The 275-nt window shown below is 42.5% G+C and carries 1 rRNA gene; it reads left to right on the plus strand.

From position 1 onward, the window contains the following. Positions 1 to 73: ribosomal RNA gene (locus KOL94_RS24995) — 16S ribosomal RNA — on the plus strand; the annotation flags it as partial. Positions 74 to 275: the final 202 nt, after the last annotated feature.

Genomic DNA, 275 nt, shown 5'->3' on the forward strand with positions numbered 1-275 from the left:
GGTGGGACAGATGATTGGGGTGAAGTCGTAACAAGGTAGCCGTATCGGAAGGTGCGGCTGGATCACCTCCTTTCTAAGGAGTCCTTTATGGACATGGAACACGCTTTGGCTTTTGTTTAGTTTTGAATGAGCTGAACCTCATTCAACTTGTTCCTTGAAAACTAGATAATGAAATTCTTGAAAACAAGACATCGAATTGTAATGCGTCAATTTTATTGACATCTATGACCGTTAGATTTCGAGAAGCGAGAAGTTCGAGGAAGTGACGTTCCGAG

This window comes from Alkalihalobacillus sp. TS-13 (assembly GCF_019720915.1).
Classification (GTDB): Bacteria; Bacillota; Bacilli; order Bacillales; family Fictibacillaceae; genus Pseudalkalibacillus.